The sequence below is a fragment of the Pedobacter sp. MR2016-19 genome (assembly GCF_014947265.1).
Classification (GTDB): Bacteria; Bacteroidota; Bacteroidia; order Sphingobacteriales; family Sphingobacteriaceae; genus Pedobacter.
In genome coordinates this window covers 367273-393877 of record NZ_JADCNK010000004.1, presented here as the reverse complement: position 1 = coordinate 393877, position 26605 = coordinate 367273, and the positions used below count along the sequence as shown (strand labels likewise).

The 26605-nt window shown below is 38.2% G+C and carries 22 protein-coding genes; 7 read left to right on the top strand and 15 right to left on the bottom strand.

Features of this window, described 5'->3' with window-relative positions; all coding sequences use genetic code 11:
- Positions 1-416: 416 nt before the first annotated feature.
- The 3 genes from IM793_RS08655 to sucD form a co-directional block, all read right to left on the bottom strand.
- Positions 417-797 carry a septal ring lytic transglycosylase RlpA family protein gene (locus IM793_RS08655; protein WP_121283623.1) on the bottom strand — a complete coding sequence of 127 codons (381 nt, stop codon included), beginning with the start codon at positions 795-797 and terminating at the stop codon, positions 417-419.
- A gap of 144 nt (positions 798-941) precedes the next feature.
- Complete coding sequence (locus tag IM793_RS08650; RefSeq protein WP_193420601.1) at positions 942-1445, bottom strand: methionine-R-sulfoxide reductase; 504 nt, start codon at positions 1443-1445, stop codon at positions 942-944.
- Between the two features lie 354 nt (positions 1446-1799).
- Entirely contained in the window at positions 1800-2672 is an 873-nt protein-coding gene (gene sucD, locus IM793_RS08645; RefSeq protein ID WP_132400548.1) for a succinate--CoA ligase subunit alpha, read from the bottom strand.
- A 702-nt stretch (positions 2673-3374) separates the two neighbouring features.
- On the opposite strand from sucD, the gene IM793_RS08640 reads away from it, so the two are divergent.
- A complete protein-coding gene (locus IM793_RS08640; RefSeq protein WP_227256185.1) occupies positions 3375-3800 on the top strand; it encodes a cupin domain-containing protein in 426 nt (141 codons plus the stop codon).
- 302 nt (positions 3801-4102) lie between these two features.
- Here the strand turns inward: IM793_RS08640 and rlmF are convergent, their stop codons facing one another.
- The 5 genes from rlmF to truA all read right to left on the bottom strand — a co-directional run bounded on the left by rlmF (position 4103) and on the right by truA (position 10697).
- A complete protein-coding gene (gene rlmF / locus IM793_RS08635) occupies positions 4103-5119 on the bottom strand; it encodes a 23S rRNA (adenine(1618)-N(6))-methyltransferase RlmF (protein WP_193420600.1) in 1017 nt (338 codons plus the stop codon).
- 296 nt (positions 5120-5415) lie between these two features.
- On the bottom strand, positions 5416-6702 hold the full coding sequence (gene dctA / locus IM793_RS08630; protein ID WP_193420599.1) for a C4-dicarboxylate transporter DctA: 1287 nt from the start codon (positions 6700-6702) through the stop codon (positions 5416-5418).
- Positions 6703-6767: 65 nt separating this feature from the next.
- On the bottom strand, positions 6768-7793 hold the full coding sequence (locus tag IM793_RS08625; RefSeq protein WP_193420598.1) for an isoaspartyl peptidase/L-asparaginase family protein: 1026 nt from the start codon (positions 7791-7793) through the stop codon (positions 6768-6770).
- A 243-nt stretch (positions 7794-8036) separates the two neighbouring features.
- Complete coding sequence (locus IM793_RS08620; protein ID WP_193420597.1) at positions 8037-9806, bottom strand: ABC transporter ATP-binding protein; 1770 nt, start codon at positions 9804-9806, stop codon at positions 8037-8039.
- Positions 9807-9944: 138 nt separating this feature from the next.
- Positions 9945-10697, bottom strand: a complete 753-nt coding sequence (gene truA, locus IM793_RS08615; RefSeq protein ID WP_193420648.1) for a tRNA pseudouridine(38-40) synthase TruA — start codon at positions 10695-10697, stop codon at positions 9945-9947.
- A gap of 201 nt (positions 10698-10898) precedes the next feature.
- Between truA and IM793_RS08610 the strand changes: the two genes are divergently transcribed.
- The 3 genes from IM793_RS08610 (at position 10899) to IM793_RS08600 (ending at position 14491) form a co-directional block, all read left to right on the top strand.
- Positions 10899-11366 carry a DUF4293 domain-containing protein gene (locus IM793_RS08610; RefSeq protein ID WP_121283633.1) on the top strand — a complete coding sequence of 156 codons (468 nt, stop codon included), beginning with the start codon at positions 10899-10901 and terminating at the stop codon, positions 11364-11366.
- 35 nt (positions 11367-11401) lie between these two features.
- Positions 11402-12256, top strand: coding sequence for an alpha/beta hydrolase-fold protein (locus IM793_RS08605; RefSeq protein WP_193420596.1), 855 nt, complete (start codon positions 11402-11404; stop codon positions 12254-12256).
- 324 nt (positions 12257-12580) lie between these two features.
- Entirely contained in the window at positions 12581-14491 is a 1911-nt protein-coding gene (locus IM793_RS08600) for a DEAD/DEAH box helicase (protein ID WP_193420595.1), read from the top strand.
- Between the two features lie 96 nt (positions 14492-14587).
- Here IM793_RS08600 and IM793_RS08595 read toward each other — a convergent pair whose 3' ends face one another.
- Positions 14588-14920, bottom strand: coding sequence for a hypothetical protein (locus tag IM793_RS08595; RefSeq protein WP_193420594.1), 333 nt, complete (start codon positions 14918-14920; stop codon positions 14588-14590).
- Between the two features lie 356 nt (positions 14921-15276).
- On the opposite strand from IM793_RS08595, the gene bshC reads away from it, so the two are divergent.
- The 3 genes from bshC to IM793_RS08580 all read left to right on the top strand — a co-directional run bounded on the left by bshC (position 15277) and on the right by IM793_RS08580 (position 19583).
- Positions 15277-16863, top strand: a complete 1587-nt coding sequence (gene bshC, locus IM793_RS08590; RefSeq protein WP_193420593.1) for a bacillithiol biosynthesis cysteine-adding enzyme BshC — start codon at positions 15277-15279, stop codon at positions 16861-16863.
- Positions 16864-16948: 85 nt separating this feature from the next.
- A complete protein-coding gene (locus tag IM793_RS08585; protein WP_193420592.1) occupies positions 16949-18034 on the top strand; it encodes an Ldh family oxidoreductase in 1086 nt (361 codons plus the stop codon).
- 364 nt (positions 18035-18398) lie between these two features.
- Positions 18399-19583, top strand: coding sequence for a M57 family metalloprotease (locus tag IM793_RS08580; RefSeq protein WP_193420591.1), 1185 nt, complete (start codon positions 18399-18401; stop codon positions 19581-19583).
- An 86-nt stretch (positions 19584-19669) separates the two neighbouring features.
- Here the strand turns inward: IM793_RS08580 and IM793_RS08575 are convergent, their stop codons facing one another.
- The 6 genes from IM793_RS08575 to IM793_RS08550 form a co-directional block, all read right to left on the bottom strand.
- Complete coding sequence (locus tag IM793_RS08575) at positions 19670-22342, bottom strand: glycoside hydrolase family 3 protein (protein WP_193420590.1); 2673 nt, start codon at positions 22340-22342, stop codon at positions 19670-19672.
- Positions 22343-22344: 2 nt separating this feature from the next.
- A complete protein-coding gene (locus IM793_RS08570; protein WP_227256184.1) occupies positions 22345-23772 on the bottom strand; it encodes an alpha-L-fucosidase in 1428 nt (475 codons plus the stop codon).
- Between the two features lie 122 nt (positions 23773-23894).
- A complete protein-coding gene (locus IM793_RS08565) occupies positions 23895-24191 on the bottom strand; it encodes a hypothetical protein (RefSeq protein WP_227256183.1) in 297 nt (98 codons plus the stop codon).
- A 97-nt stretch (positions 24192-24288) separates the two neighbouring features.
- A complete protein-coding gene (locus IM793_RS08560; protein WP_193420589.1) occupies positions 24289-24576 on the bottom strand; it encodes an FG-GAP repeat protein in 288 nt (95 codons plus the stop codon).
- A 56-nt stretch (positions 24577-24632) separates the two neighbouring features.
- On the bottom strand, positions 24633-25967 hold the full coding sequence (locus IM793_RS08555; protein ID WP_193420588.1) for a cytochrome c: 1335 nt from the start codon (positions 25965-25967) through the stop codon (positions 24633-24635).
- Positions 25967-26554, bottom strand: a complete 588-nt coding sequence (locus IM793_RS08550; RefSeq protein WP_193420587.1) for a redoxin domain-containing protein — start codon at positions 26552-26554, stop codon at positions 25967-25969. Before IM793_RS08550 ends, IM793_RS08555 begins: the two co-directional genes overlap by 1 nt.
- Positions 26555-26605: the final 51 nt, after the last annotated feature.

Here is a 26605-nt window from a genome sequence, read left to right as displayed (position 1 = left end):
CAAAGACACGCATTCATCAATTTTATATGATGATTGTAATGTCTTTTATCAAAACGCTGTTGTGAAAGTGCTAACCCTATTGCCTGACAAACAACTGAGATTTTAGTTAGGAAAATTTAAAATTTCAACCAGAGTGATATACGTCTAAATTACTAAAAACTAAGCTTTTATATTTGTTTTCAAGCGCAAGAAGTTAAAGAACTTTGTTGTAACAAATATATATACGGCAGCCCTTTTTAGTGTACCAAAGTTGTTAACACCCCACCCAATTGCTGGGGAAAAACGATCAGCCAAATATCATTTTCAAGCGAAAAAAAAGCTAATCGTTTCTTTTCAAGGGTTTAGCAAACCAAAATGAGTGTTAATAACTTAAATTTGAGGGGTATTTTAAGCCCTAAAAAGAGCTAAAAGGAGTATTACTCAACTGTATAACTGAGGCTTACTTTCGCTATACCTTTGCGATAGATACCAATCTGTTTGGCAGCACGTTCAGACAAATCTATGGCCAATCTTTTCGAGAAAGGACCACGGTCATTTACCTTTACTACTACTGATTTTCCGTTATCAGGATTGGTTACTGTAATCATGGTTCCGAATGGTAGGGTGCGATGGGCAGCCGTTAGTTTTTTTGCCCGGTATTTGGCGCCGCTGGTGGTGCGGCGGCCTTCAAATTTTCTGTGATAATAAGTAGCGAGAACTGTTTTTTTGATACTATCCGGTTCATTTGATGAACCAGAATCTTGTGCTTTACCTTGTAAAAACAGGAAACAAAAACTTAATAACAGCAGATACTTCATAGGCTAAATTTTCTTTATCGAGCCTGCAAATATAAGCATTTAGTTTATAATCAATAATTTGTGGAAAAACAGCCTGGTTTTGTGCATCAAAAAAGGCGTACAGCTTATCGCCGTACGCCTCTACCTAACCCTCCTACATCAACCTTATTTTTGATCCGGCACGAAATTCATCGAGATGGAATTTACACAATGACGGGTGTCTTTATTGGTAAATCCTTCGCCTAAAAATACGTGACCAAGATGCGCGCCGCAATTGGCACAAACTATTTCTGTACGGGAACCATCAGCATCAGGAATACGCTTTACAGCACCTTTAATTTCATCATCGAAAGCAGGCCATCCACAATGTGCATCGAACTTACTTTCTGAACGATATAAGGCCGCATTACAACGTTTACAAGTGTAAGTTCCTTTATCTGTTGTATGCTCGTATTTACCTGTACCAGGATATTCTGTACCTTTATTTACAATTACTCTTTCTTCTTCGGGTGTTAGTGGATTCCAGTTCATTTTTTTCTTTGGTATGATTTGTTCTGTTTCCGTGGATTGTTTTACAGCTTTCTTATCTTGCTTTTGGGCACAAGCAGAAAGACCTGTTATTAAAACAACAGCAGAAAGCAAAAATAGTTTATTTAACATCGTTTTCATACCTCAATATACGCTATAGATTTTGTTTTGGTTTGCTGGTTTGAGAGAATGGAGTAGTGTTTACCTCACCCTGACAAAGTTTGACGAGTATTGCCTTTTGTGCTGTTCCTCTCCTGGAGGAGAAGAATACAAAGTGAAGTGGTTTAAACCCAAATTTAAGCTTAACCAAAGGCATTAAGATTCCTGCCTGCGCAGGAATGACGAAACGAAAACAAAAAACAAGAATAAAGCCAAACTTGGTGTGCTTTGCGCCTTAGTGGTCGAACGTATTCTTCGCAAACTTTGCGGTAAAAAAAACAAAAAAAGCGTTCCGAACTTAATCGAAACGCTTTTCTATAACGAGATTTTTAAATCTTATTTTGCTAATTCTTCTGCCATTGCAGCGCCGATTTCAGCAGGACTTTCTACTACACGAATACCACACTCGCGCATGATTTTCATTTTAGCAGCTGCAGTATCATCAGCACCACCAACAATAGCACCAGCGTGGCCCATTCTACGTCCTGGAGGCGCAGTTTGACCAGCGATGAAACCAACAACTGGTTTAGTACCATGTTCTTTGATCCAACGGGCAGCTTCTGCTTCCATTCCACCACCAATTTCACCAATCATGATGATACCGTGAGTTTCAGGATCGTTCATTAATAATTTAACTGCTTCTACAGTTGGTGTTCCAATAATTGGGTCACCACCGATACCGATAGCTGTTGTAATACCTAAACCAGCTTTAACAACCTGATCTACCGCCTCATAAGTTAAAGTTCCCGATTTAGAAACCACACCTACATGACCTTTTTTGAAGATAAAACCTGGCATGATACCAATTTTAGCTTCATCAGCAGTAATTACACCCGGGCAGTTAGGGCCGATAAGCGTAACATCGCGATCAGCAATATATTCTTTAACCTGAATCATATCCTTAGTTGGGATACCTTCAGTAATACAAACAATAACTTTAATACCACCTTCGGCAGCTTCCATAATTGCATCAGCAGCAAAAGCTGGTGGCACAAAAATAATAGATACATTTGCACCCGTTTGATCAACGGCATCTTTAACAGTATTAAAAACAGGCTTATCTAAATGCAATTGCCCACCTTTGCCAGGCGTTACACCACCAACTACGTTTGTACCATAGGCCAGCATCTGCTCAGCGTGGTAAGTTCCTTCGTTTCCGGTAAAACCCTGAACGATAACCTTAGAATCTTTATTTACTAAAACGCTCATGTATCAATATTTTTTTTGTGCAAAGCTAATATTATTGAACTGGAATTCAAATCTAAAACCATATTATTTAGTCCGTTTTTTCAGGAAAATGTAAGGAAACGTTACTTTAGTGAAGAAAGACCAAAGCGGAAAGACTAAAGACTAAAGCGGAGAGACTAAAGTTAAAAGTACGAGGCGAGAATTAACCACTGTCATGCTGAGGTACGAAGCATCTGCAGCCGATGAAACAGATGCTTCGTACCTCAGCATGACAGCAAATTCAGGGTTGCTGCGACTAAAAGCATTCCATCTCCATTAACTGCTTGCTAGCAAGGGTTTAGATTTAAGCAATCAATACCTTTTAGCGCTATACCAGGTGCAAGCCTTTCGGTATAAACCCGACAGGAACGGCAGCCTCCGATTTTTCTATAGGAGCTATAGTGGATGGCGGGACAGAACCTGTCCTAAGCACTACAAAACGTTCGTTTTCAAATCAAAACATTAACATTAGGATTAGGAAATGAGCAGTTCTGCGCTTTTGGAGGGCTGCACTCCCGCTCCCCGTTCTTTCCGATGAATCCCGATGTAAAATCGGGAGGAACCACTGCGATCGCGTTTAGTAACAAAGTGCTGGTTCCTGTGGCAACATCCATGCAAAACGCCTAAATTTACTTTTGAAGCGGAAAGACTAAAGACCGAAGCAAAAAGCTAAATAATATAAAGATGAGAAAATCCATATTAATTTTAATCGTTATTACTGCAACCTTCATTTCGTTTAAAGCATCTGCACAAAATGGCGATACCACTAAATATATCCTCCAAAACGATGTTGAAGTAGCCAAAGAAGAACCAGGAACACATAATGGTGGAGGTAAAACCATCGGCTTTAACTTTTTCGGGGAGGCGAAAAGCCTCAAAACAGCATTCCGCAAAAGGATTCTGAAGCCAGGCTCTTCCATTGGTTACCATTTGCAGAAGGAAGATGAGATTTATTATGTGATCAGTGGAAACGGAACCATGCAGATGAACGGAAAAACCTTTGCGGTTAAACCTGGTGATGCCATTTTAACCCGTCCGGGCAGTTCGCATGGTATTGCCCCAAATGCAGGTAATGATTTGACTATTCTGATTGTTTATGAAAAGAAATGATGATATTCGGTAAAAGCAGGATTAAGAGAAGATTGGTTTACAATTCTCAGTTGGCAGAGTTCTATACCAGGCCGTTTTATAGTTCCAGTAGGTAGTTGCTTATTGTGTGTATGTTTACTAAATCTGTCCTCAAAAAATAGCAATTGCTGGCTTTATCTAAAGGATTGCAAATCCTTAGCTCTTGAATCGGGATTACAAATCCCGACTAACGAAGTATCCAGAAACAATCCCAAAAAAAGATACAAACGAAAAGCCGGACCAACTTTAACATTAATCCGGCTTTGCTTTTACTATTTATCAAACTAAAGACTTTTGCCTTCAGCTTTGGGCTTATCTGTTTTTGGTTTAGTTTCAGTTTTCCATCCTTTTACCCACTCCGCCTGTGCAACTTCATCATGGAAAGTCCAGGCTACAAAGCGGCTTATTTTTTGCCCCTGGCTCATTTGAACAGTGGTTACTTCAAAAGCATTTGCTTTAACCAATGTGCTATAGATACTTTTCAAATTGGCACTTTTTGACACCAATGATGTAAACCATAACACCTGATTTTTGATCTGCTCGCTCTGAATAATCATCTGCTCTACAAAAGCACGCTCACCACCAGGGCACCAAAGTTCGGCCTTATTCCCTCCAAAGTTTAACACATGTTTTACTTCTTTTTCGTTACCACCCAGGTTACGCCATTTCTGACGGGTACCTTGCTCGGCTTCTTTTAGTGAAGAATGAAACGGCGGATTACAAACCACGGCATCGAAACGCTCTGTTCTACCCACAATCCCTCTGAAAATACCCAGTTTTGATGATTGCTGACGAATTTCTACAGCTCCCTGCAGGGGTTTATTGGCTTCGATAATACGTCTTGCCGAATCAACTGAAAGTGGATCTATTTCTGAACCTACAAAGCTCCAGCCATATTCCTGGTGACCGATAATCGGGTAAATACAGTTGGCACCAACGCCGATATCGAGTACATTAATTTTAGCGCCTTTTGGATTTTTTCCTTTATTACTCGACCCCAAAAGATCGGCTACATAATGGATATAATCTGCCCTGCCCGGAATAGGCGGACAAAGGAAATCCTGAGGAATATCCCATTGCTGGATATCATAAAAATATTTCAACAAAGCCCTATTTAGTGCTTTAACGGCATTTTGATCTGCAAAATCGATAGAATCGTCGTTATGTTCATTTTTAAAAACGAAACGTCTTAATTCTTTTGAAGTTGCAATAAGTTGTTTGAAATTGTAACGCGAACGGTGTTTGTTGCGTGGGTGTAACTCGCTTTTTTCTTTGCGGTTATTTTGTTCTTCTTGAGCCAATGTGCTATGGATTAATTAAACAAGCTGTGTGCATGTTTCTGCTACAAAGATACATAAAAAAGGTTGAAGGCGTGAAGGTTGAGGACAGAAGAGGTTCTAATGCACCTAAAAACATGGCTTTAATTACAAGAGATCAAGAGAATCGTCATGCTGAATTTAGTTCAGCACTTTCCTGCTATTAAGACCCTGAAATGAATCCGATAGCTATCGGATCAGGTGACGCTTCGAGGATAACTCCAAACTAACCATTTGCTTTCGACTCCCTGAACACCTTACGCCAAACGCTCGACCCCAAACTAAACTTCCTCTGCTTTTTCTATCGTTGCAGGTTGAATCGCTTTCAAATATTTCTCCTGGTCAAACTGGTTTTCGCTCTTAGCAATTACGATGGTAGCTACTCCGTTTCCGATTACGTTGGTAATGGCCCTGGCCTCGCTCATAAAACGATCTAAACCGATTAATATGGAAATATGTTCTATCGGCATAATTTTCAAAGCAGTTAAAGTTGATACCAAAACGATAAAACCACTTCCGGTTACGCCTGCGGCACCTTTAGAAGTAACCATGAGCACACCTAAAACGGTAATCTGCTGCCCTAAGGATAAATCGACATGAAAAACCTGACAAAGAAATATAACAGCCATGGCCAGATAAATTGCAGTTCCATCAAGATTAAAAGAATAGCCGGTAGGAATAACCAAACCAACAACCGATTTATCGCAACCGAGGGCTTCCATTTTCTGCATCATGCTCGGCAGGGCCGATTCGGAAGAAGAAGTACCCAGCACGATTAAAATTTCCTGTCGGATATATTTCAGGTATTGCCAAAGACTAAATTTATAGTACCTGCAGATTCCGTTTAAAACGATAAAAATAAAAAGGATACAGGTCAAATAAACTGAGCCCATTAGCTTTGCCATGCCCACTATACTTTCCAAACCATGCGTACCAATACTGAAAGCCATCCCTCCGAAAGCCCCAATTGGCGCTAAACGCATAATCACCTTCATGATTTTGAAGAGTACTTTCGATATTTTATCGAAGGCGTTTAAAACGCTTGTTCCCTCTCCGCCCAATTTATTCAGACCATAACCAAAAAGAATGGCAAATAGCAAAATCTGTAAAATGTTTCCTTCAGCAAAAGCAGCAATCACATTATGTGGAATAATATGGAGGAAGAATTCGGCCCAATTCATATCCTTCGCCTGTTCTGCATAACCGGTAATTTTTGTGGCATCACCAGCTTTGGCTACCATTCCGGCACCGGGCTTTAAAACATTGGCGACCAATAAACCAATTGCAATCGCTACTGTGCTTACAACTTCGAAATATAACAGTGCTTTGCCACCTACCCGGCCTACCTTTTTCATATCGCCCATATGTGCGATTCCTAAAACTATGGTAAAGAATATAATCGGGGCAATTAACATGCTAATCAGGTTAATAAAACCCTCACTGATTAATTTAGCAGTTGACGCAAAACCAGGAAAATAAGTACCAACACTTATCCCAATGATAATGGCAATTAAAACCTGAAAGGTTAAATTGGAGAATATTTTCTTTAAAAATTCTATAAATGTCATCCTTTATTTTTTTTAGGTGTTTTGGCTTGCTATTGAATATTGAACAGCGTAATTTTAAAATAATTTTATTTATAAATACTGACTTCAATTTTCCCGTCCGCAGTAATTGCGCCTCTATACATTCCCTCGGTATTAAAGGGCATTGTCATATTTCCTTTTTTATCTAATGCAATTAAACCACCATCGCCACCCATTTTACCTACTTTATCTAAGGCAATTTTCGATGCCTCTGCAACAGATAGTCCCTTATATTCCATTAAATCGGAAATCGTCTTGGCCACCACATTGCGGATATAAAACTCGCCCCAACCGGTACAGGAAATACCTGCTGTTTCATTATTGCAGTAAGTACCTGCCCCAATGATCGGTGCATCGCCCACCCGTCCGTATTTTTTGTTTGTCATACCTCCGGTTGAAGTTCCGGCAGCTAAGTTGCCTGCTTTATCTAACGCTACACAACCAACTGTACCGAATTTGTAATCGTGGTTTTTAATTCCAAATAACTCTGATTTCTTACTTCCATGATCTAACACCGCTTTGGTAGAATCTTCTTTAATTGCCTGTTGTAAGCCATCCCAACGTTCCTGAGTCCAGAAATATTTAGGATCAACAATTTCCAGCCCTGCTTCTTTTGCAAATTGATCGGCACCTGATCCCACCATCATTACGTGTTCTGATTTTTCCATCACGGCTCTGGCTGCAGAAATTGGATTTTTTATGGTAGTTACGCCGGCAACAGATCCTGCCATTAAGGTTTTTCCATCCATTATTGCGGCATCAAGTTCATTTCTGCCATCATGCGTAAAAACAGCACCTTTACCAGCATTAAAATGAGGGTCGTTTTCTAAAACATGAATGGTTGCTTCAACAGCATCAAGGCTCGATTTGCCTGCTTTAATTTCTGCATAACCCGCATTTAATGCTTTTGTTAAGGCAGCAATATAAGCAGCCTCTTTTTCGGGACTCATATTTCTTTTGAGAATAGTGCCTGCACCACCATGAATCACCATTACGTATTTTTTCTGCTGTGCAGAAACCTGCAAAGCTAAAGCCGAAAACAAGAATAAGGCAAATAATTTTAACCGTTTCATCTTCCTATTGGGTTTAAGAAGTTGTTAAATTAAGAAAATCCTTGAAAATAAATGCGTTTAAACTTTAGCCAGGGATTGCTGCAAATTGCATATTTCAGTGCCACCATGTCATGCTGAACTCGTTTTACAAGTAGAAATAGTATTTTTAATTGTCTTGTAGCTACTACGTGATCAGCATCTTCTATTACGTGAAAGATCCTGAAATAAATTCAGGATGACGACCGCTTATGCAATTTGTGGAGTTTAAACTTTAGCTATCCCTTTGGATGAGAACTGCAGATCGTAAAGCTTTTTATAGTAACCATTTAATTTTAACAACTGCTGATGCGTGCCTTTTTCTTTAATCTCACCTTTATCGAGCACAATAATCTGATTGGCTTTTTGAATGGTAGATAAACGGTGGGCGATTACGATAGAAGTTCTGCCTTCCATTAAATTATCAATGGCTTTCTGGATCAATAATTCGGTTTCGGTATCAACTGAAGAGGTAGCCTCATCTAAAACCAAAATAGCAGGATTGTGCACCAGTGCACGGATAAACGAAATTAACTGTGCCTGACCAGCCGAGAGCGTGGCACCTCTTTCCATCACATTATACTGATAGCCACCAGGTAAACGTTCGATAAAATCATGTGCACCAACTTTTTTGGCAGCATTTACCACTTCTTCGATGGTAATTTCAGCATTATTTAGTGTAATATTATTTAAAATGGTGTCTGAAAACAAAAAAACATCCTGAAGTACAGTGGCAATATTGCTTCTTAAATAATCCAACTCAAAATCTTCAATATGAATGTTATCTACAGTGATATCCCCCTTTTTCACTTCATAAAAACGGTTCAGGATATTAATGGTAGAAGATTTACCTGCCCCGGTTGCACCAACTAAAGCAACGGTTTCGCCGGCCTTCACTTCGAATGTAAGGTCTTTCAGTACGTAGTTCTCGTCGTTATAGGCAAACCAAACTTTTTCGAACTTGATATTTCCATCTAATTTAGCTGGCTTTTGCGTTCCGGTATTTGGCGTGGTTTCATCAGTGTCTAAAACTTTAAAAACACGTTCGGCGCCCACCATTCCCATCTGCAGCGTATTAAACTTATCTGCCAGTTGGCGGATTGGTGTAAATACCATACCCAGGTAAATAATAAACTGTGTAATGGTTCCAGGCGTTACATCCAGTGGTTTGGAAAGAATGCTTTTAGCGCCATACCATACCAACAAACCTAAAGACATAGCCGAAATTAACTCAACAACCGGAAAAAAGATAGAGTAATACCAGTTAGAACGGATATTGGCATCGCGGTAACGCTTATTAATGGCGTAAAATTTTCTGTACTCCTGTTTCTCTCTAGCAAAATATTGCACAATAGAAACACCTGTAATGTGTTCCTGCAAAAAGGTATTCAGGTTCGATACCTCATTCCTGATTTCCTGAAAGGCTACTTTAATCGCTTTCTGGAATTTCCGGGTAGCCATGATTAGCAACGGGATGGGCAATAGCACCACTAAACTCAACTCCCAGTCTGTGTATAACATTACGCATACAATTACCACCACCTGCAAACTGTCGCCGATCATGGAAATTAAACCTTCAGAAAAGATATCTGCAATGGTTTCCAGGTCTGAAACCGTTCTGGTAATTAATTGTCCGATGGGTGTTTTATCGAAGAATTTTAGACGGAGTTTGGTAATGTGATTAAAAACATTGATCCGAAGATCGCGGATAACCGACTGACCTAGTGTATTGGTTAAAAGCGTATGGTTATACTGGATCAAAGTCTGTAAAATCAACATAAAGATCATCAGCATGGTCATATTTACCAAACCAGAATAATTGCCAGCTAAAATATAATGATCGAGGGTATACTTAATTAAAAACGGACGTACCGGAGAAATAGCAGCAAGCAAAATGGTTAAAATAACCGACCATACAAAAACGGCACGATAAGGCTTTACGTATTGAAAAATACGTTTCAGTAATCCGGTGTTATATACGTCGCCTGTAACTGCCATGCTTATGCTTTAAGGTGTAAGGTTTAGGGTATAAGGCCTTGCACCGTCTTAAAAATTTTAAATTATACTATCTTTTTTGTTGTAATTCACTTTTTCTATGGCGGTCGCTGCACCCTCCACCTTAATCCCTTCTGCCTTCTACCCTATATAAGGGTATTCTATCTTCACTAAGTACAAACCGCAGGCAGGCACCGATTGACCGGCATTGCTACGATTTTTACTTTCTATAATTGCTTTAAACTCCGTTAAATTTATTTCTTTTTTACCGATCTGCACTAAAGTACCCATAATTGCCCTTACCATATTGCGTAAGAAACGATCGGCCTGAATGGTAAAAACCAGTCCATCTTCCTGTTGTTCGAAAACAGCTTTAGTTATTTTACAGTTGTTTGTAAAAGTTTGGGTATTCGACTTACTAAAACACGAAAAATCGGTATAATTTAATAAAAGTACCGCCGCCTCATTCATCGCATCAACATCCAGTTTATCTTTAACCAACCATGACCGGTTAAGTTTGAAAGGATTTTTTTCAAAGTGAATGTAATATTTGTAAGCGCGGGAGGTTGCATCAAAGCGGGCATGGGCATCATCATGCACCGGAATAATTTGTTTTGCTGCGATTTGATAGGGCAGCATAGCATTAATACCGGCTATTGCGCTTAAAACCTTAGCCTCTTCTACACCTTCAACATCAAAATGGGCATAAAAATCAGTTGCATGTACACCTGCGTCGGTTCTACCGCAACCCAAAGTTTCGATAGGCTGCCTAAAAAAAACAGACATCGCCTTATCTAACAATTCCTGAACGGTGATTGCATTAGGTTGTGTTTGCCAGCCATGGTACAAGCTGCCATCGTAAGCGATCTTGATGAAATACCTTTTTTTACTCAAAGCGATGCAAAAGTACAGTTTAACGCGCAAAGGGCAAAGTGTTGAGTAGGGCGTTTGGCGTTGAGCGTTTAGTTTCCATCTCAAATTTTATTTTCATACCGGAAATTATGCTGCTTATCAAGCTATACTACCATTTGGGAACTTTAATCTTTCTTTCTTTTCTCAAAAAAGGCTAGATTTGTTGCTATATATTTTACATTCATGATACAAAGAATACAATCGATCTGGTTTTTTTTAGCGGCTTTAACCTTGATTTTAATGTTGTTTTTACCCATTGCAAGCAAAGAAATAGCGGGAACAGAATCAGCAGTATATTCGAGCGGTTTATTTCAGATTATTGCAGGAAAAGCAGGTTCGCCTTTTAAAATACTCTCCTTTTTACCCCTGTTAATTACCAATATTGCCATTGCCATTATCTGTTTTGTAAATATTTTCAACTTCAGAAAACGTAGCTTTCAGAAACGTTTCGCCATTGTTTCGATCATATTAATTATCGGCTTTGCTTTCTGGTGCAGTGTTTATGCCCAAAAATTACCTGGGGGTATTGAAGGTGCAAGTTTTGGTGTTGGCGCCTACTTGCCTGCTCTAGCTATCTTATTTGTAGTATTGGGCATTTTCGGCATCAATAAAGATGAAAGATTAATCCGCTCGGCAGAAAGATTGCGATAATTCTTTAATTTCAGCAGAAAAATCAGCTACCGACCATGCAAATTAAGTTAAATCATGCCGTTTATGCTTTTTCGTTGGTTTTGATTTGCGGAATCTTATCTTGCAGCAAGCGTATTAACACTTTCGGAAAAACCAAAATCGATAAAAGTGCCGATTCACTCTATCTTAAGCAGAGAATAACAGATATCAAAGGTTTAAATACCGATGTTTTTACGAAAGCATCATTCAAAGGCACTGCCGATACAGCAATTGTATACCGGTTATTAAAACCCAATCACACTAAGAGCAAACTTCCATTGGTGATTGTATTTCATGGATCAAACGCAGTTGGAAATGATAATACCAGTCAGTTGGGTATTTTGGCAAAACTATTTGCAAGCGACGAAATACAGGCGAAATATCCTGCTTTTATTTTAGCACCACAATTCCCTTCACGTTCGTCGAATTATGTTTTAGATCGAAGCAGAAATGTATTGACTTCGGTACCACAACCCTGTTTAACAACTGCCTTACAGCTGATCGACAGCTTAAAAAACACTTTAAACATTGATGAGAAAAGAATTTACCTCATCGGTTTTTCGATGGGTGCATCTTCGGTGATTAATGCTTTAGCATTAAAACCAGATGTATTTGCCGCAGGGGTCAGTATTTCTGGCATACCTCAATTTAACCAGGTAAATGTACTTGCAAACATTCCAATCTGGCTGATCCATGGCAATATAGACACCGAAAACCCTTTCAATAGCGACAAGCAATTCTTTGAAGAGGTAAGCTATAAAAACAAAACCAGGTTTTGGGAATTCGACAATCTGGCCCATAACGATATTTTTGCTCCCGCAATATTAACCGACGAGTTACCCAAGTGGTTATTCAAAAACAAACGCAAATAGTTGCTATTGCCCCGCCACCTAAACCCGGTTGGAGTGAAAATCCTTTTGATAAACCTGAAAGGTTTGAAAAAGATTGAAACAGAAAACGGGACTAATGCAACCTAAGACCACTTCAACTGCTTTCCAAGTAAAAAACACACATCCCTATCGCAATCACGACCTCCATTTAAACCTCCTCCATCCGTCATTTTCCATCATCCATTTCACATCCCCTCTTACTTCCTTATTTTCAAATATTTAGCTTAAAAAACTATTTACTTGATTATCTGTAAAATACGAAATATTAACCTTACCTTTGCGGCTCAATTAAAAATAAAAAGACGAATGACAAACCCATTTCAATTATTGGGGATAAGTGATGACGTCGTTAATGCCGTAAAGGATCTTGGATTTGAAACTCCAACACCTATTCAGGAGCAAAGTATTCCTGTACTGTTAGAAGGCACTAATGATTTTGTTGGTTTGGCCCAAACAGGAACAGGAAAAACAGCCGCATTTGGTTTGCCGCTGTTAGAACTAATCGATTTTAAAGTTAACAAACCACAGGCATTGATTTTATGCCCTACCCGTGAGTTATGCTTGCAAATCGCTAACGACCTTAAAAACTTTTCTAAAAACATTGCTAATGCCCACGTTGTTGCCGTTTACGGTGGCGCGAACATTATGCAACAACTACGCGAAATCCGTCAGGGAATTCAGATCGTAGTGGCCACGCCCGGCCGTATGTTGGATATCATTGGCCGTAAGGCGATTGATTTTTCAAACGTTAAATATGTTGTGCTTGATGAAGCTGACGAGATGTTGAACATGGGTTTCCAGGACGACATTAACGACATTTTATCAACTACTCCTGATGACAAAAAAACCTGGTTATTCTCGGCTACCATGCCTGCAGAAGTTCGCCGTATAGCTAAAAACTATATGGATAATCCTGTTGAATTAACCATGGGCACAAAAAATACAGGTAACGTAAACATCGAACACGAATATTACATTGTTCGTGCACGCGATAAATATGCTGCCTTAAAACGTATTGTAGATTTCAACCCTGAAATTTTTGCCGTAGTATTTTGTAAAACCAAATTGGATACACAAGATGTTGCAGAGCATTTAATTAAAGATGGCTACAATGCTGATGCTTTACACGGCGATTTATCGCAACAACAACGTGATAAGGTAATGCAACGTTTCCGCGAACGTAACATGCAGTTGTTAATTGCTACTGATGTTGCTGCACGTGGTATCGACGTTAACAACGTAACACACGTAGTTAACTACTCTTTACCTGATGAAATTGAAAGTTATACCCACCGTTCTGGTCGTACCGGCCGTGCTGGTAAAACTGGTATCTCTATCTGTATCATCAACTCTAAAGAAGTTGGAAAAATCCGTCAGCTGGAACGCATCATTGGTAAACAATTTACCAAAGCTGAGTTACCTACAGGATTTGACGTTTGTGAAAAACAATTATTCTCTTTGGTACATAAAGTACATAACGTAGAGGTTAATGTAGAGCAAATTGATCAATACATTCCTCGTATAATGGATGAATTTAAAGATTTATCTAAAGAGGATGTAATCAAACGTTTTGCTTCATTAGAATTTAACCGTTTCTTAGATTACTATTCTAAAGCACCTGATTTAAATGCAGCGGTTGGTGACGATCGTGGCGAAAGAGGTGAGCGTGGCGAAAGACGCGGACGTGGTAGCGAAGGTTACACTCGTTTATTTATCAACTTAGGTTCAGTAGATGAATTTACCCGCGGCGATATGTTATCTTTTATCTGTAACAATGGTAAAATTGGTGGCAAAAGCGTTGGTAAAATTGATTTAAAAGGTGTTTTCTCTTTCTTTGAAGTGGAAGATGCTGTTGCTGATACCGTATTTGAAGGTTTTAAATCTGTTGAGTTTAACGGTCGTCAGGTACGTATCGAGAAAAGCGGAGATGGTGGTCGTGGTGAAGGCGCTGGCGAAAGACGCGGTGGCGGTGAAAGACGTAGCGGCGGCGGCGGTTTCGGAGGAGAACGCAGAAGCGGTGGTGGCGGTGGTTACCGTGGCGGAGGTGATAGAAAATCTGGCGGTAGCGGAAGACGTGAAGGCGGAAACAGCGGTGGCGGTTTCAGAGATTTCTCTGGTCGTAGTCGTGACGAAAAAGGTGGAAACACTGGTGGTAGCGGACGTAGAGAAGGTGGAAGTCGTGAAGGCGGAAGCGGTGAACGCAGAAAAAAATGGTAAATCACTAAACCAAATATTTTACAAACCGGTCTTGTTTATTCGAGGCCGGTTTTTTTTATGCGGTTTAAAATTCAGTTTAGTAAATTTAAACTACTGTCAGGCCCAGGAAAAACGATCATACTTAATATTCTCAGCATCCATAAATTCGCCAAATAATGAATAAGCCTTATTTCCACTAAACTGAAGCTTCAAAGCTTGTAGCAAACCAGACCTGTCACCCTGCTCTAAATTGAATATTTCGTAAAATTTAGCAACTTCTTCCAATTCAATGGAATAGCAATACTCATAATCAGAATCTCCCCATATTTCTTTTACCGATTTACCAATATCATATCCGTCAAAGTATAATTGATCGTTCTCATTAAAATATAACTCCATAGATATTTTAATATCAGGCTTTTCCAGGTAAAATAAAGTTACTTTTTCCAAGGTGTTTAGATTATTTCATGACCGATGCGCATCATAAATTTATAAAAAATAACGTTTCTCCCTACTATGAAAACACTCTTTTTGAAATAAATTTCTTTTATGGATGATGCATTCAGCTGGATAAAAGTTGATTATCTGAAAAAGAAATTAATACGATAATTTAAAAACGGCTGGATTTTACAGTTGCAGAATTACAGGCGGTATCTCTTAATAATAGATCTTTTTTAAGCAGATATTGACACAAAAGTCTATTTTGTAAATTTAGCATTAAGGAAAGCAATCTTTAATTATTTAACAATTGTAAAATAGTTATGTAGCTTTATATTTATCCTTAAATTGCACTACTTTCGCTCATTATGCAGGCAAAATACATTTCCTATCAGGAAACCGGTTCATTTTCAAAATTGGTTTTAGATTATATTAACGACGAAGAGCAGCTTAAAGCTTTTTACAGTTACCGCCCTGATATGGCTGGTTTAGCCAGCGCAATTGAGCATAGAAATTTCCCTGGAGACCGGACTACCTTAGTGCAGGTTTTGCAAGATCAGTACCGGCATTTACAACCGAATAAATCGGTTACGAAAAATATCGAACTTTTGGGCTTAGATAATACTTTTACTGTAACTACTGGTCACCAGTTAAACTTATTTACTGGTCCGCTTTATTTTATTTATAAAATTGTAACGACCATAAATTTAGCTATTGAGTTAAAAATGGCCCATCCGGATAAAAACTTTGTTCCGGTTTATTGGATGGCAACAGAGGATCACGATTTTGATGAAATTAACCATGTAAGTGTTGATGAAAAGAACATCAGCTGGATACAACAGACCAACGGTGCCACCGGAAGATTAAGCACCAAAACCGTTGCTGCTGCGGTAACGGCATACAAGGGTTACTTAGGCATTTCCAAAAACGGAAAACGGATTGCCAAATTGGTAGAACAGGCCTATTTGCAGCACGATAATTTAGCCGATGCCACCAGGTTTTTGGTCAACAATTTATTCGAGAAATATGGCCTGGTGATCGTGAATGCAGATGATGCGCGATTAAAAAAACAATTTGCCAATATCATAACTGAAGATATTATTCAACACAATAGCGCTAAAAACATCGACGAAAGTTCGAAAAGCCTGGAAGAATTTGGCTATAAAACCCAGGTTAACGGTCGCGACATTAATTTCTTTTACCTTATAGATAATTTACGAGAGCGTTTGATCTTTGAAAAAGGAAAATATATTGTAAACCATACCGATATCAGTTTTACAGAAGAAACACTAAAAGCTGAAATCGAATCGCATCCTGAACGTTTTAGTCCGAATGTAGTGATGCGGCCAATGTACCAGGAGGTTATTTTACCTAATATCGCTTATATAGGTGGTGGTGCAGAGGTAGCTTACTGGATGCAATTAAAAGCAAATTTCGATTTATACAAGGTCGATTTCCCGGTTTTACTATTGCGTAATTCGGCTTTACTGATAGATAAACGCAGTGCCCAGAATTTATACCATCTAGGTTTTTCTTTGGAAGACATTTTCCTGCCGGTTGAAGAACTAAAAAACATTTGGGTAAAACGGAATACGACCGCTCAATTGAGTTTAGCTGACGAAACAAGAGCCATTAACAGCATTTTCGATCAGATTAAGCTAAATGCCTATAAAATAGACAAAACGCTTTCTGTATCAACTGATACGGCAAAACAGCGGGCCAATCACTTATTGGCCAACCTTGAAAAAAAACTTTTCAGGGCAGAAAAACGGAAACATGAGATGGCGTTATTACAAATTGATAATGTCAAAAAAAGGCTTTTCCCTAATGGAAGTTTACAGGAGCGTACTTTAAATATAGCGCCCATGTATGTTAATTACGGAGAAGATTTTCTTTCATCCTGCATAGAAAACTTTGAACCATTGGGTGGCGATTTCACTGTTTTATTACCGTAATACTAGTCCGAAGTCGGGAGTCCGGAGTCGGAAGCCGATACCCCAAAGCGCCCAATCTCGATACTTACTACTTGATACTAACAAAATGAACTTCATTACTTTTACCGAAACCAACCTTAGGGCTTTTACTTATAATGTTTTTAAAAAAATGGGCTGTTCTGATGAGCATGCCGATTTAGCAACCGATGTGTTAATCCGATCAGATTTGCGGGGAATCGATTCGCACGGTGTTGCACGATTAAGTGGGTACGTTCGTCTTTGGGAAAAGAAAAGGATCAACGCCACGCCTGATATCAAAATCGTACACGAAACACCAACCACTGCCACCATTGATGGTGATGCAGGTTTAGGTTTGGTGGTTGCACCATTCGCTATGAAAGTTGCTATCGAAAAAGCTGAAAAATATGGTAGCGGATGGGTTTCAGTTAAAAACTCCAATCATTTTGGAATTGCCGGTTACCATGCTTTGATGGCGGTTGAAAAGGATATGATCGGCATCAGTATGACCAATGCCAGCCCCTTGGTTGCACCTACTTATGCCAATGAACGTTTATTGGGTACCAATCCCATGTGTTATGCTTTCCCGGCAGGAAAATATCCACCGGTAATTGTAGATATGGCTACAGCGGCCGCAGCTAATGGTAAATTAGAAATTGCTCAACGTGCCAATAAAAGCATTCCTGATGGCTGGGTTCAGGATAAAAGCGGCGAAAACTCTACAGACCCTAACGAATTAAAAAACGGCGGTTCGCTTTTGCCTTTGGGAAGCGATAAAGATCATGGTAGCCATAAAGGTTATGGGTTAAGTGCTACTGTCGACATTTTATCGGCAGTGTTATCCGGCGCAAATTACGGCCCTTGGGTGCCGCCTTTTGTGGCTTTTTTAGAGCCATCGGCAAATCCGGTTGGCGAAGGACTTGGCCACTTTTTAGGCGCTATGCGCGTAGATGGTTTCAGACCAGCCGCAGACTTTAAAGACCATTTAGATAACTGGGTAGATCGCTTTAAAAGTGCAAAAACAATAGATCCTGATAAAAAGGTAATCATCCCGGGCGAACCGGAGCATGAATTTGAACAGGAAAGAAAAATCAGTGGTATTCCGATCATTGATGTGGTGGTAAAGGATCTGAATGAACTTGCTGTGAAATTGGGTATAGAAGAATTAAAATAGCTCCTTTTAACCGCAAAGGGCGCTGAGAAGAAAGCACTAAATTCGCAAAGTTGGAGTGTAGCAATTCCATTTTCAATCGTAAAGATCCTTCGACTCACGACTTGACAGACTCCAATAGAAAAATCGTCATCTCCGAAGCGACGCGAGTGGAGAGATCTTTTCTATTATTACAGAAATGGACAAATAAACAATCTATTTTAACTTCTCTGAAACTTGGAACGGTTAAATCAGGAACTAATTTCTGATAAGATTTATCTTTTCCTATAATCCGAAATACCAGACAATTTATTAATAGTTAATAGATTTTCTATGTATATTAGACTTTATATACCGTAATTCTAAACATACAAACCAAATTCAAACTATGAAAAAAAAAATCTTTATTCGCTTTTTTGCTGTTTCATTTATTTTCATGATTTATTCATGTGCTAAAAAACAAAATATAGAAACCCAACAAAACACTAAAATACCTGAATCAGTATTAGCTAGTATTAAAGAAATGGGATTTAATACCAACGGCATAACAATTATGAAAGATGGATATATTGTGGAGGGAGATATTTTTATACCAAAATCTTCTCTAGGTAAGGCCACAAACTCTTCAAACTTAATCATTGCTAAATCAGAACAGTACCAAACCTATAATCTGGTTCAAAACTTACCGCGTACAGTAACAATTTCTGTTTCAAATTTACCCGCTGTTTATTCAACAGCAGCCAGTAATGCTGTTGGAAGGTATAACTCATTAAATTTGAAAATCAATTTCCAACTGGTTAGCAGCAACGGAAATATTGAAATTATTGGCTTTAATGAAGGTCCAACTCCTACAGGCACCAAGTTAGGCTATGGTGGTTTTCCTTTTTCCGGAAATCCATTTAATCAAATTGGATTAAATACAAATCCTGCTGCATTCGGTACAAATCCAGATGTAGGCTACATCACCTCTGTAATTCAGCATGAAATAGGTCACTGCATAGGTCTAAGACATACTGACTATTACGACCGGAGTTATAGCTGCTCAAGAGGTGGAAATGAAGGTAGTAGCTATAATAGTTCTGATATTCAAAACTTCTCGGGCGCTATTCAAATACCTGGAACTCCAGCTTCTGCCGAGCCCAATTCATTTATGCTTGCCTGCAATAATGGTGTAGATCGTTCTTTTAACACAAATGATATCGTTGCTTTAAATTATTTATATGGTTATCCAACATATACTTACTCCTTCAGGGTTACGACCATGAGTAATACACCAACTTATTATGGATTAATATTAAATGGAACTTATATTGCAGCAACAATTTCTACTCCACCAGTAAATGCTACCTCAACCTATGTTTATAACATTAACAGTTATAATCCAAGCTCGACGCTAGTGGTAAAAATAAGTTCAGGATATATACCGGTGTCTGCCACAGCAAGTGCTAACAATGGCTCAAGAATTAATGGTGTTATAAATGCTACCGATAAAACAATTACTTTTTCTAATCTTAACATGTCTGTACAAAATGGCTTTGTTTCCATTGCATTCAAGAACTATGGATTAGATTAATATTTAAAAAAAAGCCGCAGATTCTGTTTAAATCTGCGGCAATTATTAATAATATGGTTTATACCCAACAATAGAAGGTATTTTTTTTAAGGCTTAACAGTTAAGTTATCTTTTAAGTAAAGTGATTTACTTGATGATCCGATCATAATTCTGTATTCCCCCGGAGCTACTTCCCATACATTATTGATATCAAGTGTTTGCAATACCTCCTTATCTAGCTTAAATGAAACTATCTTTGTTTCACCAACCTTTAAATGTATCCGTTGGAAAGCCCTCAGTGCAAGAACTGGCTGAGCTAATTTGCTTAACAAAGGTCTCATGTACAGCTGTACCACTTCTTCACCATCGTAATTGCCTGTATTTTTAAGTTCGAAGCTTACAGTAGCGGTTTCATTTTTAGCGATGCTTTTGCGGTTAAACTTCAAATTGTTGTAAGAAAAGTTGGTATAACTTAATCCATATCCAAATGGAAAAAGTGGTTCGCCGCTTAAGTTGTTATAATCATCGCCTCTTCCGGTAGGTTTGTGGTTGTAAACCAAAGGCAACTGCGATTCGTCAATCGGGTAAGTAATTGGAAGTTTACCTGATGGATTTACTTTTCCGAGCAAGATATCGGCAACAGCAGCGCCTCCTGCTTCGCCAGGGTACCACACGTTTAAAACCGCGCTTACTTTATTTAACCAGGGCTGCATATTAATGGCGCTTCCACCAGTTAATACCACGATAATCGGTTTTCCTGTTTTTTCGAGTTCTTCCAACAACAATTCCTGGTTACCGGGCAGATTTAACATTGCCCGATCCAAAAATTCTCCTTCTTTTATACCTGCAACGAATACAATGGCATCATTATTCTTTGCCGCAGCCACTGCATCAGCTATTTCGTTTGATTTCCTGATATTATAATCCCAGATCAGTTTGATTTTACCGTTGCCTTTAGATTCAAAAAATTCAACCTTAATGGCATACTCCTTATTTTTCTCGAAATGAAACGGAACTGTCCTAGTACTGAAAGACTTTTTATCCCAGTTATCGATCATCAATTGGTTATCCAAATATAATCGGTAACCATCGTTTCCCTCTAATCCGATATTAACATCGGCATTCTGCGGCACCTTAATTTTACCAGTCCACCTCACAGCATAATCATCCACTTGAAGCTGGTCATCTGGTGGGTATAAGGTCCAGCTGAAATTAATTGCCTTATCATTTACTTCTTTAACGGGTTTCCCCGAGAAGTGAAACCCTTTATAATAGCTTCCCATTAATCCTGCTTTCTGATTAACAGAAAGAAACTGGCTGTCTATAGGAACATAAGACTGCAATTCCCGGCTACTGCCTTTTACATAATTAACCTTAACGTTATTGGCTACTGCATTTTTTAAGCCGTCCAATATATTTATCTTATTGTTTCCAGTGCCGCTATAGCCACCTAATCTGGCTTCAATGGCATCTTCCCCTACCAGTAGAATCTGTTTTACACTTTTTAACGGAAGTGTATTGTTATCATTTTTTAGCAATACAAAAGATTTCAAAGCCGCTTCTTTGGCCAGATTGCGATTACTTTGATCGCTTAACATCTTTTCAGCAATACTTTCATCCACGTAAGGATGCTCAAACAGACCCAGCTCGAATTTAGCTTTCAGAACCCTTGACAATGCATCATCTATTCTCGATTTTGGAATACTACCATCTAAAAATGCAGGTAGAAAAAGTTTATAATGGTTATAATCTACCTGGAAGATTACATCAAGGCCTGCGTTAATTGACTGTGCTGTGGCATCTTTATAATCTTTGGCCGTAAAATGTAAAACATTGGCACCTCCGACTGCACCTGCATCAGAAATCACGAAGCCCTTAAAGCCCCATTCCGTTTTCAATTTAGTGGTAAGCAACCATTTATTAGAGGTTGCAGGCGTACCAAAAACACTATTATAGGAAGTCATTAATGAACGGATGCCCACATTTTTAACTCCGTCTTTAAATGCTGGAAAGTGGATTTCTTCTAAAAAGTGTTTATCCATTTCAATAGGATAACTATCGCGCCCACCATCGCCTACATTGGCAATAAGATGCTTTGGTGTAACAATGATATTCTGCCTTTCTATAGCATTCATAAAAGCATGTCCCAGCACAGTTGTTAAATATGGATCTTCTCCATAAGTTTCTTCTACCCTGCCCCACCTTACATCTGTTGCCATATTGATTACAGGTGCCAAAAGATCTCTCAAGCCACGTGCTTTTGCCTCATTTGCAATAGCGGTACCGATTTTGGCCACTAAAGCAGTATCGAAACTTGCAGCCAAACCAATTGATTGCGGGAAGGCCGTAGCTCCTTGCCTAACCAAACCGTGTAAAGCCTCATCAAATGGAATGATTGGAATGCCCAAACGGGTTTCTTCAATGAAGTATTTTTGAATCTTATTTACCTTTTTAGCCAGAGAAAGTCCGTCTTCAGAGGTATTGTAAGTTAACATTTGTTGTGCATTACCACTTCCTTGTGCAGCTGCACTTACCTGCAAACCAAAAATACCCTGCTTAAACTGATCTTTATTCTTTTCGGTTACATCTCCAGGAATCATAAACAACTGCCAGAATTTCTCTTCAGGTGTCATTCTCGAAATCAGGTCTCTTACCCTTAAATCGATACCTAATTTTGGATTTTTATAAGGTAAAATTTGCCCTTTTTTAACCTGAGCAAAAAGGCCGCAAGAGAAAAAAAGTGTGGGCAATAAGTATAAGTATTTTATTGATTTCGGCATTGCTAATTAGTTTCGGGTGTAAAAGAAAAAGTCAAAGCTATTTTCTCCTCTGTTTTAGGGAAATTGAAGTGTACCTTACCGTGTTTCAATGTCCATTTTACCTTTTGGTTGGTACCCAAAATGGTAATGAGACTTCCTTTTTTAGGCATACTTCCTTGCCATGAAATTTCCTTGTTTGTCGTATTGTTAATTAAACTGATGCCGTAAATGGTTTTACCGTCTTTACTTTGGGTAAACCAATTTTGCCCATCATGGTAATTTTTGGTAATCCTTGTTCCGTATATGGCTACACCGTTTTTGCTGGTCCACTTCCCAATTTCCTCTAATCTGGTAATCACATTATCAGGCAGCGTTCCATCAGCTTTTGGCCCAATACCTAAAAGTAAACTTCCGCCTTTGGCTACAATTTCTACCAATTTATGAACCACTTCTCCTGCTGATTTATATTGATCGTTAGGTACAAAGCCCCAGGCGCCCCCCAAGGTCATGCAACTTTCCCATGGGTAATCCAATTGCTTTTCAGGGATTTTCTGTTCAGGGGTTTGGTAGTTCTCAAACTGGCCATGTACCGTTCTGTCTACCACAATTAAACCAGGCTGTACTTTTCTGGCATTAGCTGCAATTTTAGGCATATCAATATCCTGACTCCATTCCGGAATTGGCGCTCCCCAAGAAAGCACTTCCTGGTTTACGCTTGCCCTCGGACGAACCCAGCCACCATCTAACCATAAAATATCAATGCTACCGTAATTGTTCATCAACTCGCCGATCTGGTTTTGGGTATAACTTTTGAACATATTCCACCGCCACGGATTTTTTCTGATATCGTAATTATTATTTCTATCTGCAGTGGCATATTTATCCCACCAATAGTATTGAGAATGCCAGTCGGGTTTAGAAAAATATGCGCCGATCATAAAATTTTCCTTACGGAAAGCATCGAACACATATTTAGCAACATCTTTTTTAGGGTTGTTGGCAAATGGACCTTTTGCAATGCTGAAATCGCTTTCTTTGGTATCGAACATAGCGAAGCCATCGTGATGTTTGGTGGTAAAAACCAGGTATTTCATTCCAGCATCCTTACCTGCCTTTGCCCATTGCTCAGGATTGAATTTTGTTGGGTTAAATTTTTCGCTCTGGCCCCAATACCATTTTTTATAATCTTCGTATTTGATAGTACTATCCCTTTCAATCCAATCTTCAGAGCAGATAGACCATGATTCGATAATCCCTGGAACAGCGTAAAGTCCCCAGTGGATAATCATTCCAAACTTTTGGTCTTGCCAGGTATCGAGCTTCTTTTTTACTGCCTCATCTTGTGGCCATTCATATTTTGTTGATTCTTTGAGGATATCATTTCTTTGAGCGCTTGAAAATTTAGCCGAAGTAATTAAAACAAGTATTAGGAGATATTTTATTTTCATCATTATTTTATTTTTAACTTAATCTTTTTTCATTATAACTTTTTCAGTCTGATATGCTCCAATATTCCTACCTTGAATCTGACCATTTTCAATAACCACCATAAAGTCTACTAATAGCAGCTTAATTAAAAGAAGTAAAACTTCTTATTGGCAAAATCGAAGGTTTGAAATTTTAAACTTCCTTGCTTAAGCGATTCTTTTTGGGCATTCGCAACGGTATATTTTAGAAAATCCGTATCACTAAAGTCTCTTAAATATCCGTTAGAAATAAATAAGTCCTTCCAGCCATGGTTGTCAAAATCAGCAAATAAAGGTGCCCAACTCCAATGTATATTTGAAATACCTGCTAATTGTCCTATTTCGCTAAAACGCAAATTACCATCTTCTGCTAATCCTTCGTTTAACTGCAGCATATTTCTCATTTGCTGATTGTAATATCCACTATCCCATTTACATCAGCGATACATATCCATGTATCATTTCCTCTTACGTCAGCTTTATTTCTAATATCTTCAAATTTTAAATTTCCTTTGTTAAAGTATAATTTATGATCTGATGCATTTGATAAAAAAAAATGTCTGACAAACCATCACCATTAAAATCGGCCACTCCAACACCCGATCCATTATACAAATATTCGTAATTCATAATATGTAATGAATCGGTTTCGATAACTTTATTCATAAAATTATTATTGGTTTCTTTTGCCGTTAATAAAGTAAATAAAGATGTTTGACCGTTGGCATCTTTAACAACAAACGTCACCACTGGGCTTAGTAGTACAGATAACCATATTGTTATTTTCATGATAATTATTATTAAATCAAGCCAAAAATTAAAAACACTATCGTTTGTAAATCTCTTTATTTTAAGATAATTTGTTCATCATTCTCTTTATAAGGCAAAAACACAAGTAACATCGTCAACATCTCATCAGTAGACTTCATATCGTTAGCCGAATAAACATTCCGCGGTGGACTACTAGGATTGTTAGGATTACTTGAGGTATTATCATAAGTTCCCTCTATTGTTAGTATAGAACCCTTAGGGATTTTCACCAAATTTTTAAATTGATAAATTTCTTGCCATCTAAAATCCCAGGATGGAATTGAAACGAGTTGTATTGTATCTTTCTGAGGAGTTACTGCGTATGATTTGAATATCTTACCCAAGTAATGCATATGAGGCCAAATGTATAATAAGGATTGATCTTGTGGTGTGGTAATTTTTAGTTCGAACTTTCTTACTGACTCGGCAGGGATAAAAAAGTAAGGTTCGATAGACTTTTCGCCTACACCAGCAGAACCTAAGCTAATTACCTCGACTTTCCGTCCAATTGGTGTTTTTTTGAAAAAGAAATTTACGCCTGAAATATTCTCTTCCTCCTTTGAAACTGGAGCAAAGTGTATAGTTAATAATATAACGCCACGTTTAGGCATTACCCAACCAAAATTATTTGGATAAGATTCATAGGATGTTCCTGGAATCCATCCTCCGTAATAGGTCATTGTTCTCTTGAAAGGAAAATACTGTGAGTACTTTGTCCTGTCATCTTCTGTCAAATTTAAAAATTCAGCTCCTTGGTTAATATCAATGTCATTAGACACAGGGTGAATTGCAAAGTTTGCATGGTGAATAACCTTCTTATTGGACGAAAAAAACTCCATTGCTTCTACATTTTTTTCTGTACCAATATCAAAAGGAATTTTAAACACTATAAACCGCTCTTTGTTATCACCTAAAACTTTAAATGCTGAGGTTGCCTTTAAAACAAGGTCAGGTTTTCTTGAATACTGGGTACCTTCTATATATGTTTTAACAGCTACTTTTGACGTTTCAGCTACCTCTCCCATCGGCATTTTAGCATCAACCCATTTTACTATAGTTTGCTTTTCTTCATTTGTTAAAGACCTATCATTTTTAAATAACCGATAGTGATTGTCTGGTTTCCATGGCGGCATGTAACCAGATTGCGTTACTTTTTTAATAAAGGAGGCTCTTTTTGCGACATCTTCATAAGTTAATAATGAAAATGGCGCAGCTTCTCCAGGCCTATGGCATGACTGACACTTATTTTGAATAATGGGTGCAACATCTTTATAATAAGTTATTCCTTGAGCTATTGCACTATTCAAAATAGTGAACACCCCCACTATAATGGCAATACTTTTTAATAATAGTAAAGATTTCAAACTCATTATATGTCGTTAATTAGGCAGCCTACAGGAATTGTCTTTTTAAAAATTTGTTTACCATTTGATAGGTCTTTTATAGCCTCTTCGAGATATTTCTCGGTAATTACCAACCGTTTTTGTCCAAGCGAAGAAGACCAGTTATCAATTAGTCCACTATAGGTTATTGCCCCCATTTTATTGATTAAAAAAACCTCAGGTGTAGTGGTTGCACCTAAATATTTTGATAAACCTTTATCTCTATCTATCAATAAATCGAAGTTAATACCATATTCATTTTTAAGTTTATTTATTTCTTTTAATGAATAACTAGTACCAGATATTACGCCATAAAAATTGATGCTTTTATTAGAATTTCGAAGATTTACCAAGCCAGGCAGATAATTTTTACATAGCGGACATTCTGGACTCAGAAATACAATTACTACTGATTTATCCAAATTAATACCGCTTTCCCTGCCATTTAAATTTATTAATTTGATGGTCTTTAATTTCTTTGCAGATACTAAATTTTCCTGGGCTCTAATCCATAACGGCGCAAGGGCTACGATAAAGAAAAAACTCAGTCCGAAAAAAACATTAAATAATTTCATTTGCTTTTAATTAAAAAGAACCCTTAATAAGCTACTAAGGGTTCTTTTAAT